The sequence below is a fragment of the Lonsdalea populi genome (assembly GCF_015999465.1).
GTDB classification, from domain to species: Bacteria; Pseudomonadota; Gammaproteobacteria; order Enterobacterales; family Enterobacteriaceae; genus Lonsdalea; species Lonsdalea populi.
The window spans coordinates 1,706,568-1,722,021 of sequence record NZ_CP065534.1 but is presented as its reverse complement, the minus strand read 5'-3'; the positions used below and the strand labels follow the sequence as shown (position 1 = coordinate 1,722,021).

The window sequence follows — 15,454 nt, the reverse complement described above, 5'->3', positions numbered from 1 at the left end:
CGTCCCGATCGCCGCGTATCTGCACACAAATCTCTTTGCTCATCTCGCCGCATCACCCTCTATTTTCATACAGGCATGATTTATGCATAGCCTGTTGAATACAGACACAGTGAGAGAGTGGCTTAATGAAAAACTTTGTCAGCTTCAAAAATATTCAAAAGACCTACGACGGCGATCGGCTGGTCGTCAAAAACCTGAATCTGGATATTCAGGAAGGCGAATTTCTGACGATGCTCGGTCCGTCCGGCTCGGGTAAAACCACCAGTTTGATGATGCTGGCCGGATTCGAAACCCCGACACAGGGAGAAATACTGCTGCGAGATATTCCGCTGCATAATCAGCCCGCGCATCAACGCGGTATCGGCATGGTATTCCAAAATTACGCGCTGTTTCCACATATGACGGTGGCGGAAAACCTAGCCTTTCCGCTCTCCATCCGTCACCTGAACCGCAGCGATATCAAAGAGAAAGTCGATCGCGTGCTGGACCGTGTAAAGCTGACCAGCCTGGCCGACCGCTATCCGGCGCAGATGTCCGGTGGGCAGCAGCAGCGCGTGGCACTGGCGCGCGCGTTGGTGTTTGAGCCGCGTCTGGTGCTGATGGATGAACCGTTGGGTGCGCTCGACAAACAGCTGCGCGAACATATGCAGTTGGAGATTAAAGAGCTGCATCGCGCGTTGGAGCTGACGGTGGTTTATGTAACCCACGACCAGAGCGAAGCGATGACGATGTCTGACCGGGTGGCGGTATTTAATGACGGCATCATCCAGCAGATGGACAGTCCAAGCGATATCTACGAGCGTCCGCAAAATGCGTTCGTGGCACAGTTTATCGGTGAGAACAATACGCTGATCGGAACACAGTCAGGCAGTGACGGCGACTATTACAATGTGATGTTGGATGATGGCACCATGCTAAAAGCACTGAAGGTCCGCCCCAGTTCCCCGGGTAAAACCATTTCGGTGTGCATCCGTCCGGAACGCGTCAAAATCAATGCCGACACTCTGCAGCCCGGGGCTCAACAGGTGAATGCGCGTATCAGTCAGTTTATCTATCTGGGCGACCACGTGCGGATGATGACGGACGTGGCGGGACAATCCCAGTTTATGGTCAAACTGCCGGCGTGCGAGGTAGATCCGTCCTGGAAGGTCGGCACCGGCGTGAAACTGTCCTGGATGCCGGAAAATCTGCGCGCATTGGATGTGATCACGGCACATTAGTGTCTTCCACCCCCATCCTGAAAACCACCTGGGTTTAAGACAGTCAGGCTGGCGCGGTGGTTGCCGCTTGCTTGTTTCGCGCCAGCGCTTCCAGTCCTTCGCAACGTTCGTGAAGCAAGGTTGCCATTGATAACTTCTTTCAGGCTATGTCGCCAGCCGGACTCTCGGGCTGCGGCATCTTCGTCCGCGTTTCCTCGCCATAAAAAAAGGCGGCTTTCGCCGCCCTCTTGGGGACATGAAACCTGAATTACATCGCGGCTGCAAAGACGGATACGATCTCAGCATGCGTACCCTGTCTCGGGTTGGTCAGGCTGCAGGCATCTTTCAGAGCGTTGTCCGCCAGCGTATTGAAGTCTTCTTCTTTTACGCCCAGCGCTTTCAGACCGGTAGGAATACCAATGTCGCTGGACAGCTTGACGATAGCCGCAATCGCCGCTTCGGCCGCTTCGGCGTCGCTCAGATTAATGACGTCAACGCCCAGAGCTTTCGCCACGTCTTTCAGGCGAGCGGCGGCAACAGCAGCGTTATAACGCACAACGTGCGGCAGCAGTACGGCGTTGCAGACACCGTGAGGCAGGTTATAGAAACCGCCCAGTTGGTGAGCCATTGCATGTACATAGCCCAGAGACGCGTTGTTGAAAGCCATTCCCGCCATGAACTGCGCATACGCCATTTGCTCACGCGCTTCCATGTTTTTACCGTCGTGTACCGCGTTGCTCAAATGGTCGCGAATCAGCTCAATCGCTTTGATCGCGACGGCATCCGTAATCGGATCGGCCGCTGTGGATACGTAGGCTTCAATAGCATGCGTCAGCGCATCCATACCGGTAGCCGCCGTCAGAGACGCCGGCATTCCGACCATCAATGCAGGATCGTTGATAGACATCAGCGGGGTGACGTTTTGATCGACGATAGCCATTTTCACGTGGCGCACTTCATCAGTGATGATGCAGAAGCGCGTCATTTCGGAAGCGGTACCCGCCGTGGTGTTGATGCCAAACAGCGCCAGCTGCGGACGATGTGATTTATCGACGCCTTCGTAATCTGCAATCTGGCCGCCGTTGGTCGCCAGCAACGCAATCCCCTTCGCACAGTCATGTGAAGAGCCGCCGCCCAGAGAAACGATGCAGTCACAGTCGTTGGACTTCAGCAAGTTCAGTCCTTCGTCCACGTTTTTGACCGTCGGGTTAGGCTGCACGCCATCATAAACAGCGCTGAAAACCTGATGCTCATTCAGCAGCGTCTGAACCGTGGCGACCACGCCGATTTTGTTCAACACGCTATCAGTCACAATCAGCGCTCGTTTGAAGCCCTGTGCCTGAATCTGCTTAGCGGCTTCCTGTAAAGAGCCTTCTCCCATCAGGTTTACTGCCGGAATATAAAATGCGCTACTCATAGGGTTTCACCATATCCATTGATTTGAAATGTTAACTGGCGGCAATCCTATCACCGAGGCATACGGGTTAAATTGATTTAAAACAACTTAAATCTACTGATCCTATCGCAATTGAGAGGGAGATTATGATGAACATCAATTATTAGCGTGAGCTTGTTAATAACATGATAATTATTTTCGAATCCCGAAGGGTATCAAAAGAAACAAGAATGCCGCCGAGATCCGCGTAATAGCGTTGAATGACGGGAAGTTTACCGCTGCGGAGATTATTTTAATAAAAATAAATAATAAATTTAATCAACAAAAGTAAATGATAGCAACGAAAGGGACGGCAATGAGGGATGAAAGACGATAAAAAAGAGGAATTATTTACGTCCGCACCCGATCAGATGCGGACAACAAACGCTATAGGCTAACTGCGGATCTTACGGTAGATCCAAAGCACCACCAAAGAACCGATAACAGCGACGATGAAGCTGCCGAAGTTGAAACCGTCTACGCGGCCATATCCGAAAAAGGTACTGATATATCCGCCAACAACCGCACCGATAATGCCCAGCAGTATCGTCATGAAAAAGCCACCGCCATCATTGCCCGGCATGACCCACTTGGCGAGGATACCCGCGACTAAACCGAAGATAACCCAAGAAAGAATGCCCATACCTACCTCATCTAGTTAGTGACTGACCTGTTTGCCCATCAAAATGGATCACCGCTTGATTGTTGATTACCCATCGCGAATCAAAACCGTAGATAAGTATAGCCAAAATTTAACTTTGCAATGCACGACTCTTCTGACTGCTTGTTTGTTGACCAAATACTGTTAGGGCCAACACAACGCGGATGCAGAAGGCGGCGAAGTCGCGTCAAATCGCAAAAAAAAAACGGCTAGACCGGGATGCCCTTTTATTGGTTAATGACCTCCTCGCATTACCGTTCCGTGAGGCCGCAATAATTCCTTTAGTTATAACGCCGCCATCACGCAGAAAGTGAGACTTAGCGTTGTATCTAAAGCATTTTTCGCCCTATTCCTAGATAAATTTCCGCGTTCTTTTCCTAAACTAAGTAACTATACTGTTCACGCCTCGGCAGTCAGGCACACGGAGGATAGAGATGAAAGTCAGCAAAGAGCGGTTTATCGGACTGGAATGGCTCCGTTTTCTGCTGGGATGTTACGTTATGATTTACCACACGCTGCACGTCTATCCCCAGCGATTCAAAATCCCGTTTCTGGATGAGTTGACCAGCATGGGGTTCTTTGCAACAAGCACCTTCTTTGTATTGTCCGGTTTCTTGCTCGCCCATGTGTATATTCGGGACGGTCAACTGCGCGAGCCGGCCCGACGTTTTATGGCCAAGCGTCTGTTCAATCTCTACCCCATTCACATCATCGGTCTGGTCAGTTCAATCCTGGTCGTCATGTTAATGCAGTGGCTGGCTATCCCACCGGAAGGTCAGGTAGCCAGTGCGCGGTTCGTCATATACGACAGTAATCAGCCCGGCGTCGATCCGGCGTCGCTGCGCCACTATATGGATAATGCCCAGCTCACGTTTAACAGCCTGCTGCAACTCTTACTGTTACAGGCGTGGAACCCTTATTTTCTGACCTTCAATGCGCCGTTGTGGTCACTGTCCACCCTATTTTTCTTTTATCTGCTATTTCCGCTGCTGGCGCCCCGGCTGATGAACAGCCGCTACCCGCGCCGCTGGCTGACGTTCGTCTTCGTGCTGTATCTATTGCCTGCATTATGGGTGGTCTGGCACAAGCTGTACGGCATGCCGTATACCGGTCTGCTGCAACGCGGACCTGTTTTCCGGCTGCCGGAGTTTCTGGCCGGTATTCTCGGCTACTCCCTATTCCGGCAGTATAAAGACGGTATCGTCCCGGCGCTAACGGCGCGCCAGCGCAACGGGCTGGTGGCGTTTATTGTGTTCTGCTTTATCACCGCCACCGTGCTGTTTACCCGTGGCCGCGCTCACTGGTATTTCCTGCTGCACAACGGCCTTTTGTTGCCTTCGCAGGTCCTGTTGGTCTGCCTGTCGGCGCAGGCACGCGATCCTCGCAGTGAATGGATCAGAACATGGTCTCCACGACTGGGTGCCGCCTCCTTGTCCATCTTCGCGCTGCACGTGCCGTTATTTAATTTTTACCGAACTCTGGAGCAATTGATCCGTGCCAATCCTATGATCTGCTTCACTAGCTGGTCTCAGTGCGTCGCCACCGCGGGTCAGGTACAGCTCTCTATGACCGGTTACGGCATTTTCCTATTAACGACGGTGGCGCTGTGCGTCATATTTCAGGAACAGGTTGTGGTGCGCATTCGTAACGCGCTGACGGACCGCTTTCTGAGCCGACGACTCACGGAGTCGAACAGCGCAGCTTAATCGTTTCGCCGTGGGGGGCCTCGGCTTCCTACACGGTTATACCGGTAAATCATTAATGATCTCGTTTATAACGATTTACATTCTAATTGATATTCACTTATGCCTAGAGACGCGACTCGTTTCCTGTTAATGTTTGCGCCGCCGGTTCCAACCGGTGTTCTAACGGCCGAACGTCTCAAGGACGTCTTTCAACATCAGTCACCATTTGTTTATTTCATAACATGACATATTCCAAATTTGCACTATCCACTCTCTACCTGTACGTCGGCCTGAGTGTCGCGGGTGTTTCCACCAGTTATGCCGCCGATAATCTGTGGCTGACCAATGGTGACAAAATCACTGGGCAGATTACTCTGCTGGACAGCGGCAAGCTGTTCATCAAAACGGACTATGCCGATACGCTGTCCGTTTCCTGGGATAAGGTTAAAACCTTCCAGACCGACCACGCGATGGTCATTCAGGGCCACCGTTATGAAGAAGGCGTTCTCTACCCGGCCATCAAACCGGCGGAAACCCGTGGGATTGTGGTCCAGAAGCCGCTGAGCGACGGCGGCGATCAGGCTGGAACGTCGAACGAAGCCACGCTGGCGCTGAGCGACATCAACTCTATGGTCGTCCCTAAGCCGCTGGTGCAGGATCTCTCCTGGAAAGGCAACATCGATGCCAGCCTGTCGCATAAAAAAAGTTCTACAACGACCAACAACCACGACGTGGTGTTGAGCACCAAACTTTTGCACGGTACTTGGCGCCATAATCTGGACGCCGGCTACCACATGGCCGAAGAGGATAACGTCGACAGCACCAAAAACGTCGGGGGTGAATATGCGCTGGATAAATTTATCGATGAGAATTGGTTTTGGCAGGGCCGCTACCAATATAAACGCGACTGGGTAGAAGAAATCAAAATCAGCCGCGCGATCGGTACCGGTCCAGGTTATCAGTTCTGGGATAACGATTTGGGCGCCTTCTCAGTGACCGCGCTGGTGAGCAGCCAGCAGTTCGTTTATCAGGAAGAAGGTCAGGACGACTTTTTGGCCGGTGCGCTGAAATGGGACTACAGCCGTTACTTCTCAGGTAAGAAAACGCAGCTCTTCACCACGGGTGAAGTCGGACGTTCCTTCGACAATACCACCGAACTGTACTTTAAAGCCGGTGCGGGTCTGCGCTATAAGCTTACCAACTGGTCTTCCGTCAGCATGCAGGTGGTGCGCAACCGTACTCAAAGTGTTCAGGGCAACGTCAACGACACCCTGTATTCGCTGGGTCTGGGCGTCGGCTGGTAATGCAAGCGTTCCGCGCTTGCGGTAAAGAACCCTTATCTAACGACGTAAAAACACCATCGGCCTTGTGGTCGATGGTGTTTTGTTTTGCGGCCCGCTCACCGTATTGGCAACACCTGCCCCGCGAATGGTTCAGCGCAGTTTCCGTTCGTTGCCACCCGGCGTGGAGATATTCATGAATTGTAAGCACTGCCTAATCCCATTTGCCGGGCTTGAAAAAGGCCCGGAGAGTAGGCGGGATGTTAAAAGCGCTGAAATGGTATTACTCGATAGGAATGTAGCAGCTTATTCTCCGAGGGATGACACACTCAGTAGCTCCCTTACCCGTTGTGCCAGCGCAATCAGATGATCGTCCGGCATCCCGTAATGCTGAAGTTCACGCTCTAATGAGAAAAGGTATTGCGCGTTAGTGCCCAGCGGCCCTCGGGCTCGGGCGATCAGCGGCGCTACGCTTTGAATACAGGTATCTTGTTCCAGCAGCGGATGGTCGGGATTGATGACAAAGACCAACGCCGTCAGATAACCACCTTCGGCGCATTCCAACTCACACCACAGTGGGCGATAACAGCCGGTCAGCATCTCCCGTTTCCACAACAGCTCCAACTCCTCGCGCAGGCTATCTTCCGGTAAACGATAGGCCAGACCGGTCGTTTCCCCTCCTGGCGTGAGTCCCAGCATGCGGCCGGGCTCTGCAGTGGTGCCACGCCCTGCGGTCAAACGTAAGCAAAACGCGCGCTGCCATCCTTTGAGCGTGGCCAGACAACTCTCTGTCGCATCAAACGCCGGGTTCCACATGAGAGAACCGTAGCCAAAAATCCAGACGCCCTCATGATTGGGGCGGCAGGATAAGGTGGTTTCCAGAGAGTCGGCTCGCTGCTGCGGAGTCAGCAATAAATGCTCGTCAATATGGCCGAACGACGTCCGGCAATCGGCTTTCTGTAAAAAATCACGCGTTAACACGAGTTCTCTTTCCTCACCCCTTATACGTTTTCTTGCTGAATGGCGTCACACGCCATTCTGAACGATCATCAACCGTACAATCAACGCGAACGTTGATTATTTTCCCAGCATGGCAAAAGTGTTCACGTTGATCACGAGTTGATTTAACATCATGAAACATAATGTTAATTTTTCATTCCCTGTTTCGAAGATATTGCCATGTCTTCGCATAAGGGCGCGGCGTCCTATCCCTGTCGACAAGCTTATGCCAACCGATTGCAATGTCCGTCATTATTGATAAAAAACCATATAAATACATTCCTTGCACGTTTTTCAGCACATTGATTTTATAACCATGACTTTAATATGTTCAAAAATCGTTTTTATCAGGTGATAAAGTAGTGACGAGTTGTGGCAAATCCATTTACTATTAGATGGATAAAAGTTAAAAAATAAAAACACTGTATTGATATTTATTTATGCATCAAATGCATAAATTTGATCACATATCAGGCTTTACTGGCACGGTGTGTTTGGCATGGCGAATATTCCCTAACGACGTTATACGTTATTTTATCAGCAAGTTCGCGACACAACTAAGGAACCTTCAAGAATGACCTCATCCGCCGAGACGGTAAAAACCCGTCACCATGAATATACGCTCGTTCTTCCTCTCATTACGCTACTGGTGCTGGTCATGTGGGGCGACACCTCCAGTCTGGGGGGCATTATTGCGATCAACGCCCTGGCGCTGGTCGGGATTCTTTCCAGCGCCTTCAGCGTGGTGCGTCACGCCGACGTGCTGGCCCATCGTCTGGGTGAGCCCTTTGGATCGCTGATTCTCAGCCTGTCCGTGGTCATTCTGGAAGTCAGTCTGATCTCCGCCCTGATGGCGACCGGCGATGCAGGCCCGCACCTGATGCGCGACACACTTTACTCCATTATCATGATCGTCACCGGCGGGCTGGTCGGGTTCGCTCTACTTCTGGGCGGACGTAAATTTGCAACGCAGTACGTCAATCTGGGCGGTATCAAGCAGTATTTGATGGCGATTTTTCCCCTTGCCGTCCTGGTGCTGGTATTTCCCGCCGCGCTGCCGGCGGGTAATTTCTCCGTGCCGCAGTCGCTGATGATTGCGCTGATCTCCGCAGCGATGTACGGCGTATTCCTGAAAATTCAGACCCGCACTCACCAGAGTCTGTTCGTTTATGAACACGAAGATGAGAGCGACGGCCAAGGAGACAGCCATCACGGCAAACCGTCGGCCCACAGTTCGCTCTGGCATGCGCTATGGCTGGTAGTTCATCTGATTGCCGTGATCAGCGTCACCAAAATGGACTCCAAACTCCTGGAGACACTGCTTGAACGCATGAACGCGCCGTCCCAGTTCACCGGTTTCCTCGTCGCACTGCTGATTCTGTCGCCGGAAGGTCTGGGGGCGATCAGAGCCGTTATGAAAAACCAGGTTCAACGCGCGATGAACCTGTTCTTTGGCTCTGTGCTGGCGACGATCTCCCTAACCGTCCCCGCCGTCACGCTGATTGCTATGATCACCGGCAACACGCTTAACTTCGCGCTGGATATGCCGCACATCGTGGTGATGTTAACCGTGCTGGTCCTGTGCCACATTTCATTTTCCACCGGCCGCACCAACGTCCTTAACGGAAGCGCGCATCTGGCGCTGTTTGCCGCTTACATCATGACCATCATGCTGTGATCCCGTCCTTAAAAGGCATCGTCACGATGCGTCGATGCCCTTTTTCCGCTCCCCGACTCTCCGGCCTGACCCTTCACGGTTTCCCTGGTTTTACCCGATAAGCCCGTTCGCGCCGGCCAACGTGCTTTTTTCCTGCTTATTGCCTTCATCCCGTTCGCGCGGCGGTAAGCATTTTTTGCTGGCGCTCAATGAGTTAGCCTTGATGCATGTCCAAAAGTCCCAGTAGGAAGTAAAGGTAATACATAATGCTTTTCTATTGATTTATATCTGGATCTTCATTGAACAATGGGCGTATCGTAATGCTTTAACCCGCGACGGGCCTCCTGCCGACCCGCCATCTGTTTTCATTTTGTTGGTCCTAGTCTTAGATGAAATCATACCTATTTAACGGCATTAAACCGTTCAGCGCGTTTCTTGACGCCTGCTGGCGGGAAAAATATACGTTCAACCGTTTTTCCCAAGACTTTATCGCCGGTATCACCGTCGGCATTATTGCTATTCCCCTGGCGATGGCGCTGGCGATCGCCAGCGGCGTTCCTCCTCAATTTGGCCTGTATACAGCCGCAGTCGCCGGCCTGATCACCGCGTTATGCGGCGGCTCACGTTACAGCGTATCCGGCCCCACGGCGGCGTTCGTCGTCATTCTCTATCCGGTCTCCCAGCAGTTCGGTCTTTCCGGTCTGTTGATCGCCACGCTGCTTTCCGGGGTGTTCCTGCTTATCCTCGGACTCTGTCGCATGGGGAGGCTGATTGAATATATTCCGGTGTCGGTCACTCTGGGCTTCACCTCGGGTATCGCGATCACTATTGCCACGATGCAGGTCAAGGATTTCTTCGGTCTGACCATTCCGGTGATGCCGGAGCATTACGTCGGAAAAGTGCTGGCGCTGGGCAGCGCGCTGCCGTCCATGCACTTGGGCGATACGCTGATCGGCATCGTCACGCTGGCCGTGCTGGTGACTTGGCCCAAGCTCGGCATTCGCCTGCCCGGTCATCTGCCTGCGCTATTAGCGGGGACAACGGTGATGGGTCTGCTGTCGCTGGTGGACATTCACGTCGCTACTATCGGTTCACGTTTCAGCTATCTGCTGGCTGACGGCACGTCGGGACACGGTATTCCACCGATCCTGCCTCAGTTCGTCCTGCCGTGGAATATGCCGGGGAGTGACGGCAGCGTCGTGCCCCTGAGCTGGAGCACCGTTTCCGCCCTGCTGCCCGCCGCCTTCTCCATGGCGATCCTCGGCGCGATCGAGTCCCTGCTCTGTGCCGTGGTGCTTGACGGTATGACCGGACGCAAACACAACTCCAATACCGAGCTAATCGGTCAGGGTATCGGCAACATTGTGACGCCATTCTTTGGGGGCATCACCGCGACGGCCGCAATTGCCCGTTCCGCCGCCAACGTGCGCGCCGGTGCCACGTCGCCGATTTCGGCCGTGGTGCATGCGCTGCTGGTGATCCTGGCGCTGCTGGTGCTGGCGCCCTGGCTGTCTTATCTGCCGCTGGCGGCGATGGCCTCGTTGCTGCTGTTGGTCGCCTGGAACATGAGCGAAGCACACAAAGTTATCGACCTGATGCGTCATGCGCCGAAAGACGACATTATCGTGATGGTGCTGTGCCTGGCCCTGACGGTGCTGTTCGATATGGTGATTGCAATCACCGTCGGCATCGTTCTCGCCTCTATCCTGTTCATGCGTCGGATAGCGAAAATGACGCGCCTTAGCGAACTACCCGCCACCGTGCAAGGGCAGCGTTTGGTGATTCGTATCAACGGCCCGCTGTTCTTTGCCGCCGCCGAGCGTATCTTCGGCGAACTATTGGTCAGCAGTAACGAGTACCAGACCGTCGTCCTGCAATGGGATGCCGTGCCGGTACTGGATGCGGGTGGATTGAACGCGCTGTTACGTTTCATCGAACTGCTGCCGCCCGAAAAGCGGCTGCTCATTACCGACATCCCATTCCAGCCGTTGAAGACGCTGGCTCGCGCCAACGTGGTGCCGATAGAAAACCGGCTGGCGTTCTATCGGACGCTGGAACAGGCGCTTGAAGCGGCACCCTTGACGCCGCTTCCGCTGACCGCCTGACCGCCGTGGTCCGTTCACCGAGCCAGCCGCGAGGCTGGCTCGGTTTCTTTCTCAAATGACAACGCTTTTCTTTATCCATCCTCAATACGCTTTTTTTCCTTAATCCCTCGCTCGTAAAGCGTCTTACCCCTCCGCGTTCATCCGGCGGCTTTTAACACCCGCTTACGCTTCGCGCATGGTGACAAAAAGTGACACGCGTTATGCTGTATCCGAATAACAAAAAAAGAGTTCGCAGGTATGTATAAGATTGTTTTTGCTGAAGACGATCCCGAAGTGGGAAAACTGATCGCCGCCTATCTGGGCAAACACGATATCGATGTGCATATCGAGCCGCGCGGCGACACCGCATTGGCGATTATCGCGCAAAAGAAACCCGATCTGGTCTTATTGGATATCATGCTACCGGGCAAAGACGGCATGACGCTGTGCCGGGAGCTGCGTCCTTGTTTCTCCGGTCCCATCGTACTGCTGACCTCGCTGGACAGCGACATGAATCATATCCTCGCCCTGGAAATGGGCGCCGACGACTACATCCTGAAAACAACCCCGCCCGCCGTGCTGCTGGCGCGTCTTCGTCTGCATTTTCGGCAGTACGCCACGTCGCCCCAGCCGACGCGCGAAACCAACGCGCCGGTACAGGTGCACAAGTCGTTGAACTTCGGCCTGCTATGCATCGATCCGGTGAACCGGCAGGTTCTGCTGGCCGGCCAAGATATTCCCCTGTCGACGGCCGATTTCGACCTGCTGTGGCAATTGGCGACCCATGCAGGACAAATCATGGACCGCGACGCGCTGCTTAAAAACCTGCGCGGCGTCAGCTACGACGGCATGGATCGCAGCATTGATGTGGCGATCTCCCGCCTGCGCAAAAAACTTTACGACACGGCGCCGGAAGCGGTGCGCATCAAAACCATCCGCAATAAGGGTTATCTGTTCGCGCCCAACGCCTGGGAGACCCACGCGCCATGAAAAAACTGTTTATACAGTTCTTTCTCCTGTTGTTCGCCAGCTTTCTGGTCATGACGCTGCTGGTCGGGTTGGTCTACAAGGTCACGGCTGAGCGTGCGGGACGTCAGTCGATGGACGACCTGATGAAAAGCTCGCTCTATCTGATCCGCAACGAATTGCGCACCCTGCCGCCGCGTGAGTGGCACAAGACCATCAGCCAGTTGGACCTCAATCTGTCGTTCAAAATGCATATCGAGCCGATGAACAAATACAAGCTCGGCACTAAGGCGCAGCAGCGCCTGACGCAGGGCGAAATCATCGCGCTGGACGACGAATACACCTTCATTCAGCGCATCCCCCGCAGCCACTATGTGCTGGCGGTCGGCCCGATTCCTTACCTGTTTTTCCTGCACGAAATGCGGATGCTGAACCTGCTGATGCTGGTCATCATCGGGCTTTCTCTGGCGCTGCCGGTCTTCCTGTGGATGCGGCCGCACTGGAAGGCAATGTTGCAGTTGGAAACCGCGGCGCAGCGGCTCGGTGACGGTCATCTGGAGGAGCGCACCCACTTCGACGATACCTCCAGCCTGTTTCGTCTCGGCGTGGCATTCAACCTGATGGCGGATAACCTCAATCAGCTGATCGCCAGTAAAAAACAGCTCATCGACAACATCGCGCACGAACTGCGCACGCCGCTGGTGCGCCTGCGTTATCGTCTCGCGATGAGCGAAAACCTGCCGGAAGACGAGCAAGAGGCGATTCATCGGGATATCGGCCAGCTAGAGTCTCTTATCGACGAACTGCTGACCTATGCCCGGCTGGACCGCCCTCAGGTGACGTTGCATCTCGAAGAGATCGATCTGCCCGCGTGGTTGGAGCAGAGGATGGCAGACTTTCGGCTGGTCCATGCCGATAAGAGGCTGGAGCTGAACGCGCCCCGCCATCAGCACTTCGGCTACGTGGACCTGCGTTTGATGGAGCGTGTGCTGAATAATCTGGTCAATAACGCGCTGCGCTTTTGCCAACAAAGCATTCGCGTGGGGCTGACGCTCGATCGCGGCGTCGCCTGTCTGCAGATAGAGGATGACGGCCCCGGCATTGCGCCGCAGGACCGGGAGAGCATCTTCGAGCCGTTCGTGCGCCTGGAAGCAGGCATACAGAACAGCGGTGGCGGCTGTGGAATGGGGCTCACTATCGTCCACGCAATTGTCCGTGCTTACGGCGGCACCATCCGCGCGGAGCCCAGCGCGTTGGGCGGCGCTAAAATGACGTTCCGCTGGCCTATCGTCACCAGCGCGGCGGCGGATAGCCTTACGGCCAACGGTGTACAAACGGTTACACGCGGAAACCAAACACTCACAGACCGCTAGCGCATCATTCCCTATGCTCCTTACATCGGCCCACTACTGTGGCTCGAAACGTAAACGGACAATGAGGAATTGATGATGAATAAAGTATTAGTGATGATCGCTGGCGCAACACTGGGTCTGTCCTCCGTAGCTTTTGCTGCTGACACCACCACCGCGCCTGCTGCAAACGCACCGACTACCACCACCACCACTCAGACCAAAGCCGACCACGCCAAAAAACACGTGAAAAAACAGGCGAAGAAAGAAACCGAGCAGAAAGCTCAGGCTACGAAAAAAGCGGCTAAGAAAAAAGCGGTAGCACCGGCTCAGAAAGCGCAGGCTGCCAAGAAAAAACACATGAAAAAACCGGCTGCACAGAAAGCTCAGGCCGCTAAAAAACACGTGAAGAAAGCCAAAAAAGCCGTAGCGACTCCGGCTGCATAAGTCATAGGTCATAGGTCATAGGTCACACCACAGTCCCTGACTCAATCCCCGCGCGAGCGGGGATCTATTTTGAAATAACGGTCTGATATAAAAAATAGATGACTGAGCGAGCGGATTCATCATGTTGAGTCAATGGCGCGTTTATCCACCGTCCGGCACCCCATCTCACGGGCGTCGATTTCATGGAGGCAGGATGATGTTAAGTCGTTACTCCTTTGAAATTGTATTATCGCTTCTGCTGCTCGGCGCATTGATCATCATGCTTTTTTTTCTTTAACTTTCGATCACACGATAGCGTTTTCAACACCCCGATAGCGCCTTCCTCATCGCCCGCCGACCAACGCCAAAACACCGTGGCCCCGTTCAGTACGGAATTTTGTGCGTCGTTTCCAAAATCAGGGAATTTAACCATACTGTTAACAGAAAATTTTTGTTAAAGGCGAATTATTTCATGCGCATATCGGCCTGGCTGCTCTGTTCTTTCACCCTGTTATCGGCAGGCGTCGACGCGACCCCGCCGAAAGACGTCCTGCAGCGGCAACGTATTCTGTTCTTCAACCATGATGACCGCGATACCGTGCCGAATACCGCGCAGTGGCCATGGCAGGCCATTGGTCAGGTAGAAACCGCCAGCGGCAATCTCTGCACCGCAACGCTGATTTCTGCGCACCTTGCGCTCACCGCCGGACACTGCGTGTTGGCGCCGCCCGGCGTGGCCGACAAACCGGTGGCGCTGCGGTTTCACGCCACGCCATCGGGATGGAAATATGAAACGCACAAACTGGAAGCGATAGTCAACAAACGGTTGGCGAAACAGCTCAAGGCGGACGGCGACGGGTGGATCGTTCCCCCCTCGGCGGCGCCACTGGACTACGCGCTGATCCGGCTGGAAAAAACGCCGCCGGGCATCGTCCCGCTGCCGCTGTGGCAAGGGACCGCGCAGGATCTGAAATCGGCGTTGAAACAGGAGGACCGCAAGGTGACGCAGGCCGGATACCCCGAAGATCATCCCGATACACTCTACCGGCATCAGGATTGCCTCATTACCGGTTGGAAAAATCAGGCGGTATTAACGCACCGCTGCGATACCCTGCCCGGCGACAGCGGCTCGCCGCTGATTCTGAAAACCGCAGATAGCTGGGCGCTGGTGGCGATCCAAAGCTCCGCGCCGGACGCCAGCGAGCGGGATCGGGCGGATAATCAGGCGGTCGCCGTCCCGGCCATCCGCCAGTCGTTGAATGCACTATCCCAACGCCCGGCGCCTTGATCAGGTCTGCGGCAACAGGGGCTGGATGGCCTCCACCTCATGGTGAAGCACCAGAGGATCGGAGATCAGCCCGAACTGTTCGTCGTCGGGGTAAGTGACTGCCAGCGGATAGTCTTTGCCTGCGAATACCTTGATCGCAGGCAGGTCGCACCAGTAAGTCGCCAGAAAAAAGTGCTCATAGGCTCCCTGGCTTCTCCGCTGCACTTCCACCCCGCGGTTGCCGCGAACGCTCCGCGCATGATCGACGCCGGTGCGCTGTAAATGGCGGGCGAATCCCTCAGCGTGTTCGAGAGGAACGCAACCGTGCCAGGTTCTGACTATCATGAAATGACTCCTGTATCGATTGAATATTTATGCATTTAAATTGCATTTAAAGCTGGTTAGCCTAGCTTGGGTCGTGCCAGATAACAACCGTCTCCACGTTG

13 protein-coding genes are annotated in these 15,454 nt (G+C 54.2%); 9 read left to right on the top strand and 4 right to left on the bottom strand.

Translation table 11 applies throughout. The features are described from left to right. Positions 1 to 125 precede the first annotated feature (125 nt). A complete protein-coding gene (locus I6N93_RS07480) occupies positions 126 to 1,220 on the top strand; it encodes an ABC transporter ATP-binding protein (protein ID WP_085684257.1) in 1,095 nt (364 codons plus the stop codon). 247 nt (positions 1,221 to 1,467) lie between these two features. On the opposite strand, the gene yiaY is transcribed toward I6N93_RS07480, so the two are convergent. Both yiaY and I6N93_RS07470 read right to left on the bottom strand, forming a co-directional pair. Next, positions 1,468 to 2,616, bottom strand: a complete 1,149-nt coding sequence (gene yiaY, locus I6N93_RS07475) for an L-threonine dehydrogenase (protein WP_085684258.1) — start codon at positions 2,614 to 2,616, stop codon at positions 1,468 to 1,470. Positions 2,617 to 3,028: 412 nt separating this feature from the next. Next, positions 3,029 to 3,277 carry a GlsB/YeaQ/YmgE family stress response membrane protein gene (locus I6N93_RS07470; protein WP_085684260.1) on the bottom strand — a complete coding sequence of 83 codons (249 nt, stop codon included), beginning with the start codon at positions 3,275 to 3,277 and terminating at the stop codon, positions 3,029 to 3,031. 452 nt (positions 3,278 to 3,729) lie between these two features. On the opposite strand from I6N93_RS07470, the gene I6N93_RS07465 reads away from it, so the two are divergent. Both I6N93_RS07465 and I6N93_RS07460 read left to right on the top strand, forming a co-directional pair. Continuing rightward, positions 3,730 to 5,001: an acyltransferase family protein gene (locus I6N93_RS07465; protein WP_085684262.1), complete on the top strand. Its 1,272-nt coding sequence runs from the start codon at positions 3,730 to 3,732 to the stop codon at positions 4,999 to 5,001. Positions 5,002 to 5,222: 221 nt separating this feature from the next. Next, complete coding sequence (locus tag I6N93_RS07460) at positions 5,223 to 6,284, top strand: DUF481 domain-containing protein (RefSeq protein ID WP_085684264.1); 1,062 nt, start codon at positions 5,223 to 5,225, stop codon at positions 6,282 to 6,284. Between the two features lie 282 nt (positions 6,285 to 6,566). Here the strand turns inward: I6N93_RS07460 and I6N93_RS07455 are convergent, their stop codons facing one another. Further along, positions 6,567 to 7,241, bottom strand: coding sequence for a gamma-glutamylcyclotransferase (locus I6N93_RS07455; RefSeq protein ID WP_085684266.1), 675 nt, complete (start codon positions 7,239 to 7,241; stop codon positions 6,567 to 6,569). Positions 7,242 to 7,833: 592 nt separating this feature from the next. On the opposite strand from I6N93_RS07455, the gene chaA reads away from it, so the two are divergent. From chaA to I6N93_RS07425, 6 genes are all read left to right on the top strand, one after another. Continuing rightward, positions 7,834 to 8,937, top strand: a complete 1,104-nt coding sequence (gene chaA / locus I6N93_RS07450; protein ID WP_085684268.1) for a sodium-potassium/proton antiporter ChaA — start codon at positions 7,834 to 7,836, stop codon at positions 8,935 to 8,937. A 368-nt stretch (positions 8,938 to 9,305) separates the two neighbouring features. Then, positions 9,306 to 11,021 carry a C4-dicarboxylic acid transporter DauA gene (gene dauA, locus I6N93_RS07445; RefSeq protein ID WP_085684270.1) on the top strand — a complete coding sequence of 572 codons (1,716 nt, stop codon included), beginning with the start codon at positions 9,306 to 9,308 and terminating at the stop codon, positions 11,019 to 11,021. A 237-nt stretch (positions 11,022 to 11,258) separates the two neighbouring features. Continuing rightward, complete coding sequence (rstA, locus tag I6N93_RS07440; RefSeq protein ID WP_085684272.1) at positions 11,259 to 11,990, top strand: two-component system response regulator RstA; 732 nt, start codon at positions 11,259 to 11,261, stop codon at positions 11,988 to 11,990. Beyond that, positions 11,987 to 13,339 carry a two-component system sensor histidine kinase RstB gene (gene rstB / locus I6N93_RS07435; RefSeq protein ID WP_085684274.1) on the top strand — a complete coding sequence of 451 codons (1,353 nt, stop codon included), beginning with the start codon at positions 11,987 to 11,989 and terminating at the stop codon, positions 13,337 to 13,339. The genes rstA and rstB overlap by 4 nt, the downstream gene beginning before the upstream one ends. A 75-nt stretch (positions 13,340 to 13,414) precedes the next feature. Further along, positions 13,415 to 13,762, top strand: coding sequence for an acid resistance repetitive basic protein Asr (gene asr, locus I6N93_RS07430; protein ID WP_085684507.1), 348 nt, complete (start codon positions 13,415 to 13,417; stop codon positions 13,760 to 13,762). A 451-nt stretch (positions 13,763 to 14,213) separates the two neighbouring features. Then, entirely contained in the window at positions 14,214 to 15,029 is an 816-nt protein-coding gene (locus I6N93_RS07425) for a trypsin-like serine peptidase (RefSeq protein WP_085684276.1), read from the top strand. On the opposite strand, the gene I6N93_RS07420 is transcribed toward I6N93_RS07425, so the two are convergent. Further along, positions 15,030 to 15,353, bottom strand: coding sequence for a hypothetical protein (locus I6N93_RS07420; RefSeq protein WP_085684278.1), 324 nt, complete (start codon positions 15,351 to 15,353; stop codon positions 15,030 to 15,032). Between the last annotated feature and the right edge of the window lie 101 nt (positions 15,354 to 15,454).

Coding starts and splice junctions, on each gene's coding strand:
- I6N93_RS07480 (WP_085684257.1), top strand. CDS start 126: ATGAAAAACTTTGTCAGCTTCAAAAATATTCAAAAGACCTACGACGGC.
- yiaY (WP_085684258.1), bottom strand. CDS start 2,616: ATGAGTAGCGCATTTTATATTCCGGCAGTAAACCTGATGGGAGAAGGC.
- I6N93_RS07470 (WP_085684260.1), bottom strand. CDS start 3,277: ATGGGCATTCTTTCTTGGGTTATCTTCGGTTTAGTCGCGGGTATCCTC.
- I6N93_RS07465 (WP_085684262.1), top strand. CDS start 3,730: ATGAAAGTCAGCAAAGAGCGGTTTATCGGACTGGAATGGCTCCGTTTT.
- I6N93_RS07460 (WP_085684264.1), top strand. CDS start 5,223: ATGACATATTCCAAATTTGCACTATCCACTCTCTACCTGTACGTCGGC.
- chaA (WP_085684268.1), top strand. CDS start 7,834: ATGACCTCATCCGCCGAGACGGTAAAAACCCGTCACCATGAATATACG.
- dauA (WP_085684270.1), top strand. CDS start 9,306: ATGAAATCATACCTATTTAACGGCATTAAACCGTTCAGCGCGTTTCTT.
- rstA (WP_085684272.1), top strand. CDS start 11,259: ATGTATAAGATTGTTTTTGCTGAAGACGATCCCGAAGTGGGAAAACTG.
- rstB (WP_085684274.1), top strand. CDS start 11,987: ATGAAAAAACTGTTTATACAGTTCTTTCTCCTGTTGTTCGCCAGCTTT.
- asr (WP_085684507.1), top strand. CDS start 13,415: ATGAATAAAGTATTAGTGATGATCGCTGGCGCAACACTGGGTCTGTCC.
- I6N93_RS07425 (WP_085684276.1), top strand. CDS start 14,214: ATGCGCATATCGGCCTGGCTGCTCTGTTCTTTCACCCTGTTATCGGCA.
- I6N93_RS07420 (WP_085684278.1), bottom strand. CDS start 15,353: ATGATAGTCAGAACCTGGCACGGTTGCGTTCCTCTCGAACACGCTGAG.